Source organism: Lysinibacillus sp. UBA5990, assembly GCF_002429815.1.
Lineage (GTDB): Bacteria > Bacillota > Bacilli > Bacillales_A > Planococcaceae > Lysinibacillus > Lysinibacillus fusiformis.
Genome location: NZ_DJAY01000013.1, coordinates 1 through 6,000, shown reverse-complemented (window position 1 = coordinate 6,000; position 6,000 = coordinate 1). Strand labels below are relative to the sequence as shown.

Annotated in this window: 5 protein-coding genes and 5 tRNA genes; 4 read left to right on the top strand and 6 right to left on the bottom strand. The window is 39.1% G+C overall.

The genetic code is table 11. From position 1 onward, the window contains the following. Positions 1-268 precede the first annotated feature (268 nt). Positions 269-1,339, bottom strand: a complete 1,071-nt coding sequence (locus B3D94_RS12010) for a cysteine desulfurase family protein (protein ID WP_291757364.1) — start codon at positions 1,337-1,339, stop codon at positions 269-271. 100 nt (positions 1,340-1,439) lie between these two features. On the opposite strand from B3D94_RS12010, the gene nadB reads away from it, so the two are divergent. The 4 genes from nadB to B3D94_RS11990 all read left to right on the top strand — a co-directional run bounded on the left by nadB (position 1,440) and on the right by B3D94_RS11990 (position 5,482). After that, the gene (nadB, locus tag B3D94_RS12005; protein ID WP_069482430.1) at positions 1,440-3,026 is read left to right on the top strand and encodes an L-aspartate oxidase; all 1,587 of its coding nucleotides are present in this window, start codon (positions 1,440-1,442) and stop codon (positions 3,024-3,026) included. Continuing rightward, the gene (nadC, locus tag B3D94_RS12000) at positions 2,983-3,843 is read left to right on the top strand and encodes a carboxylating nicotinate-nucleotide diphosphorylase (RefSeq protein WP_069482431.1); all 861 of its coding nucleotides are present in this window, start codon (positions 2,983-2,985) and stop codon (positions 3,841-3,843) included. Before nadB ends, nadC begins: the two co-directional genes overlap by 44 nt. Beyond that, positions 3,830-4,933: a quinolinate synthase NadA gene (nadA, locus tag B3D94_RS11995; RefSeq protein WP_291757363.1), complete on the top strand. Its 1,104-nt coding sequence runs from the start codon at positions 3,830-3,832 to the stop codon at positions 4,931-4,933. Before nadC ends, nadA begins: the two co-directional genes overlap by 14 nt. Positions 4,934-5,065: 132 nt before the next feature. Continuing rightward, on the top strand, positions 5,066-5,482 hold the full coding sequence (locus B3D94_RS11990) for a VOC family protein (RefSeq protein ID WP_069482433.1): 417 nt from the start codon (positions 5,066-5,068) through the stop codon (positions 5,480-5,482). A 68-nt stretch (positions 5,483-5,550) separates the two neighbouring features. Here B3D94_RS11990 and B3D94_RS11985 read toward each other — a convergent pair. From B3D94_RS11985 to B3D94_RS11965, 5 genes are all read right to left on the bottom strand, one after another. Continuing rightward, positions 5,551-5,622, bottom strand: a tRNA-Glu gene (locus B3D94_RS11985). 2 nt (positions 5,623-5,624) lie between these two features. Continuing rightward, a tRNA-Ser gene (locus tag B3D94_RS11980) sits at positions 5,625-5,715 on the bottom strand. 10 nt (positions 5,716-5,725) lie between these two features. Further along, positions 5,726-5,802 (bottom strand) — tRNA-Asn (locus B3D94_RS11975). Positions 5,803-5,810: 8 nt separating this feature from the next. Next, positions 5,811-5,884, bottom strand: a tRNA-Ile gene (locus B3D94_RS11970). Between the two features lies 1 nt (position 5,885). Further along, a tRNA-Gly gene (locus tag B3D94_RS11965) sits at positions 5,886-5,959 on the bottom strand. Positions 5,960-6,000: the final 41 nt, after the last annotated feature.

The window sequence follows — 6,000 nt, the reverse complement described above, 5'->3', positions numbered from 1 at the left end:
CTCTTTGCCATCATCACTAGACTGCTTTATTATGTATCTTGTTTTGAAGTTATTTACCTGTCCTTCAAGACAAGAATTATTGTATAACGTTTTCTCATATTGTGCAATACTTTTTTATAAAAAAAAGAAATTATTACTTTTAAGAGATATTTTTGTTAAGTAAGAGAAAATATTGCCCTGCAAAATATTATATCAATAGTTGTTTCAAAAGAAAACAATTATTTTTTATCTATATATTTTCAGCTTATATCTTGCTTAAAACTTGCTACTAAATAGTAGCAAGTTCCATAGTCAATCTATCAATTTCTTTAAATGTTGTTGAATCTCCGAAAGATATTCTAAAGAATTGGCGTGCCGCTTCCTGTGAATAATTCATAGATAAAATGGCTTTTGTTCCGGATTCGCTATGAATATCACACGCACTTCCTGTTGATATACTGATCCCTGCCTCGTTTAATTTTAATAATACATATTGTCCCTCCACTTTACTCATCATGACACCACAAATATTCGGCAATTGCTGCTTACACTCTATTAGTTGACCTGTTTTAGGTAGACGACTTTTAAAATAACTTCTTAATTTCTCGTAATGCTGTCTTTCATAATTATTATTTTCAACCGCTACCGCAAAGGAAACAATTGAAGGTGTATCTAAAGTCCCCCCTCTTAATCCTCTTTCATGAGTTACGCCTGGTGTTAGTGCTGGAACACGGATTGCAGGGTTTATATAAATAGCACCACATCCTTTAGGTCCTCCTATTTTATGTGCGGAAATTGTCAGAGCGTCTCCCCCTTTTGGTATAGTTAATTTTCCAAAGGATTGTACACAATCTATATGACAGTAAACAACGGATTCTTTTGCTGCTTCGATTATTTTTTCCACAGGTTGAATAGAGCCAATTTCTGAATTTACATGTTGAATAGAGATTAATGCTGTATCTTTTCGAATGGCATTTAGTAGTTGTTCTGAATCAATACAGCCATCTTTTTGCAACGGTAATTTTGTCACTTCAAAACCCATTTTCTCCAATGTATTCAAAGCTGCATGTACAGACGTATGCTCAGCTTGTGATGAAATAATATGTTTTCCTTTTTTAGAGGCTAATGCTAATGACAAAATGGCTATAATATTTCCTTCCGTTCCACTTCCAGTAAAGATAACGCCATCACTATTGACGCCGAGTTCATTGGCTATAATCTCTCTTGACTGCTGGATAAAATAATGAGCTTGTCCCCCTAAATCGTGTAGACTTGCGTTATTTCCATAATAACGCTGCGCCACCTCTACATATGCTTCAAGCGCTTTCTTCGTCATTGGTGATGTTGCTGCGTAATCCATGTAGATCATCGTATTCTTCCTCTCTCGTTCAACAGGTCTTGTTTTCTTTTTTATTTTATGTAAAGATAGGTGTAAAGACAACTGTAAAGAAGGTATAACTATGGATGTAAAGACAGACGTCCTTATAATTGGCAGTGGTATTGCAGCACTTCAGGCAGCTCTACTACTCGAAAAACATTTTAAAATACAAATAGTTACCAAATCATCCGTCCTTACGAGTAGTTCCTATCGTGCACAGGGTGGTATTGCCGCCGTGACAAGTGAGGAGGATCATATTGATTGCCATGTTGCGGATACATTGAAGGCCGGAGAGTTTCATCATGAAAGTAGACATGTCCAAACGCTCATAGAGGAAGGCGCAAAAATAATGCGTAGCTACCTTAAAGCTGGTTTCCCTATTGATCGACATAGCAATGGAGCACCTGCTCTAGGTCTGGAGGGGGCACATAGCCATCATCGTATTCTTCATGCAGGTGGTGATCGTACTGGTCAAATTTTCATAGATTACTTGCTTCATAAACTTTCACCTAATACAAAGGTAAATTGCTATGAAATGGCCTATGAACTTTTACTAAATACTAATGGTGACTGTGTAGGTGTACTTACAAAAGGAAGCGAAGGCACTAAACGCTATTTTGCCCATCATGTTATTTTAGCGACAGGTGGTGCAGGATCACTTTATTCAAGTACATCTAATTATCCAACAAATACTGGTGATGGAATTGCTTTAGCCTTTCGAGCTGGAGCTGCAATCAGTGATATGGAATTTATGCAGTTTCATCCAAGTCTGCTTTGGTGTGAAAACGAGGCAAAAGGGTTGATTTCTGAAGCAGTACGAGGAGCTGGCGGTATCTTTGTCGATGCCCAACGTCGTCCAATTATGAAGGGCATTCATGCACAACTTGACTTAGCGCCAAGACATATTACAGCACTCACACTATTTAAGAAACGGGCTGCTGGTGAGGAAACATTCCTTGATATATCCTCCATCCAAAATTTTGATGTTAAATTTCCATCAATCACACAGCTTTGCCGTAACAACCATGTTGACTTACAAGATGGCCTGATTCCTGTTTCACCAGGTAGTCATTTTTTAATGGGCGGTATTATCGCTGATGATAAAGGAAGAACCACTATAGCCAACTTGTATGCTATCGGCGAAGTGGCTTGTACAGGGGTCCACGGAGCTAATCGTTTAGCTAGTAACTCCCTATTAGAAGGAATTACTTTTGGTCAAAAAACGGCACATTTCATTATTCAACAAGGCTGTAGCCAAAAAGATTTCTTACTTGCTAACGATAAAAATGTCGATTCAATGCCTTCATTATTTAGCAAACAACAATTACAGCAACATATGATGCAGTACTTAGGTATCGTTAGAAACGGTGACGACTTGCAATATTCCCTTCAGCAATTACCCTCTATACAAGCACTTCTCCATGCAAATTTAAAGGGTTTGCAACAGACTGAGCTGGAACTATATATGATGCATGTTGTCGCTACATTAATAACCCATGCGGCCTTTACAAGGACTGAAACACGTGGAGCCCACATTCGTAGCGATAAACCCGCAATGGAAGCACAGTGGGCAAACCGATGGATTATTTTTTCGCAAGGACAAATGAAAGTGAGGAATTCATTGTATGAATATCATCAAACTCGAGGAAATGCTCAAGCAATTTTTTAATGAGGATATAGGTGATGGGGATTTATCGAGTGAATATATTTTTTCTCCTAAAAAGCAAGGAACTTTTTCTTTTTATGCCAAAGAAAGTGGCATTTTTTGTGGCGCACCTATTATTGAGCATGGTTTTCACTTATTAGATCGGTCTATAAAAGTAAACCTTCCTAAAAAAGATGGGGAAGCCGTAGAGGTTGGCGACGTCATTGCCATTATAGATGGCCCCTTACAAAAATTATTAATGGGAGAACGCGTAATTTTAAATCTTATACAACGGATGTCTGCAATAGCTACGGCGGCTCACCTAGCAGTACAGGAAATTGCAGGAACGAACACAAAAATATGCGATACCCGTAAAACGATTCCTGGCTTGCGTATGCTTGATAAATATGCTGTTCGAATCGGTGGTGCTTTTAACCATCGCAATGGTTTATATGATGCAATCATGCTAAAGGATAATCATATTGCTTTTGCTGGTAGCATTACAAACGCCATTCAGGCTGCTAGAGAGAAAGTTGGTCATACCGTTAAAATTGAAGTGGAAATAGAAACAAAAAAACAACTAGATGAAGCCATTTTAGCTGGAGCAGATATTATAATGTTTGATAATAGAAGTCCTGAAGAAATACGTGCATGGCTGCCTGCTGTTCCTTCTTCTATAACGACTGAAGCGTCAGGAGGCATAACTCTTGAAAATATAAGAGCTTATGCTCAAACAGGTATACAGTGGATTTCACTTGGTTCTCTAACCCACTCAGCCAAAGCCTTTGACATTAGCGCTCTCGTACAAATGAAAGGAGGCTATTCCATTGTCCATCACTAGTTTATTACAGCAGACGACGTTACTTCCTGAGCATTATCGGGCATTATCCGTAATGGAAATGGAATCTCGTATTTTATCAATCAAAAAAAAATTAGGATCCAAGCTTTTTATTCCGGGCCATCACTATCAAAAAGATGAAGTTATTCAATTTGCTGATGCAACGGGAGATTCCTTACAGCTAGCTCAATTATCTGCCGCAAACAAAGAGGCGGAGCACATCGTATTTTGTGGAGTGCATTTTATGGCTGAAACTGCTGATATGCTAACATCAAAACAGCAGCATGTGTATTTACCAGATATGCGTGCAGGTTGCTCGATGGCTGACATGGCTGATATCTATCAAACTGAACAAGCATGGCCCATTTTACAGCAGCTCTTTGGTGATACGATCATTCCACTCACCTATGTTAATTCAACAGCTGCTATTAAAGCCTTTACAGGAAGACATGGTGGTGCATGTGTAACATCCTCTAATGCGAAAGAGCTTGTTCAGTGGGCATTTACACAAAAACAGCGTATCTTCTTTTTACCTGACCAACATTTAGGCAGAAATACTGCTTATGACTTAGGTGTTCCACTCGAAAATATGGCCGTTTGGAATCCACATAAGAATATAATTGAAACTAAACAGCCTCTTGAGAACATCCAAGTTATTCTGTGGAAGGGTCATTGCTCTGTCCATGAAGGATTTACAGTTCAACATACAGAGGCCGTTCGTAAGGGATTTCCAGCCATGAGAATTATTGTTCACCCTGAATGTAGTCGTGAGGTTGTAGACGAGGCTGATGATGCTGGCTCAACTAAGTACATTATTGATACAATTAATCAAGCACCTAGTGGATCTGCATGGGCAATAGGGACAGAAATGAATCTGGTCAATCGTATTATAAAGCAGCATCCAGATAAACAGATCATCTCTTTAAATGAAAACTTTTGTCCTTGCCTAACGATGAATCGCATTGATCTACCCCATTTACTATGGTGCTTAGAAAGTATTGAACAAGGTCAACCACATAACCGTATTCAAGTTGATGGTCATACTAGCACTGAAGCTCTTAGTTCTCTGGAAAGAATGTTAGCAAGAAGATGAATTATGATTTTAAAGCAGAGATGTTGTAAAAACAATATTTCTGCTTTTCATTTGCTCATAGTATCCGGGTTATCTTCTGAAATTGACACCCATTTATTTTTTATGATAATGTCGATTTGGAGGTGATAAGAAATGTCTTTTCAATCGAAAAATATTTTCATTAATTTACCAGTCAAAAATGTAAAGAAATCCACGTCGTTTTTTCAGGAGTTAGGTTTTGAATTCAATCAACAATTCAGTGATGAAACGACTTCCTCAATGATTATTAGTGAAAATATTTTTGCTTTACTAATGGTCGAAGATCGTTTCAAAGGATTTAGTAACAAGGAAATACCGGATACTTCTGTTTCTGCGGAAGCAATTTTATGTCTATCTGCAGAAAATCGGGAGCAAGTAGATCAGCTAGTAAATAAGGCACTTGCCTCCGGGGGTAAACCTTATAGTGATCCACAAGATCATGGATTTATGTATGGCTGGGGTTTTCAAGATTTAGATGGTCATATTTGGGAAGTTGTTTATATGGATGAACATGCAATAAATCAAGAGTAAATCGTTTATCTTACATTAGTTTTCTATACAAAAAACAGTAGACGCAAATGCATCTACTGTTTTTTGTATGACCCGTACGGGATTCGAACCCGTGTTACCGCCGTGAAAGGGCGGTGTCTTAACCACTTGACCAACGGGCCCATGGCGGAGAAGGAGGGATTTGAACCCTCGCGCCGGTTACCCGACCTACACCCTTAGCAGGGGCGCCTCTTCAGCCTCTTGAGTACTTCCCCACAAAAAAAATGGCTCCGAAGGCAGGACTCGAACCTGCGACAACCTGATTAACAGTCAGGTGCTACTACCAACTGAGCTACTTCGGAATAAATAATGGGCCTAAATGGACTCGAACCATCGACCTCACGCTTATCAGGCGTGCGCTCTAACCAGCTGAGCTATAGGCCCTTGGAGCGGGTGATGAGAATCGAACTCACGACATCAGCTTGGAAGGCCGAGGATTTACAATTACACTACACCCGCATTATTTTAATAAAAATATGGCGCGCCCGGCAGGCGTCTAA

Coding starts and splice junctions, on each gene's coding strand:
- B3D94_RS12010 (WP_291757364.1), bottom strand. CDS start 1,339: ATGGATTACGCAGCAACATCACCAATGACGAAGAAAGCGCTTGAAGCA.
- nadB (WP_069482430.1), top strand. CDS start 1,440: ATGGATGTAAAGACAGACGTCCTTATAATTGGCAGTGGTATTGCAGCA.
- nadC (WP_069482431.1), top strand. CDS start 2,983: ATGAATATCATCAAACTCGAGGAAATGCTCAAGCAATTTTTTAATGAG.
- B3D94_RS11990 (WP_069482433.1), top strand. CDS start 5,066: ATGTCTTTTCAATCGAAAAATATTTTCATTAATTTACCAGTCAAAAAT.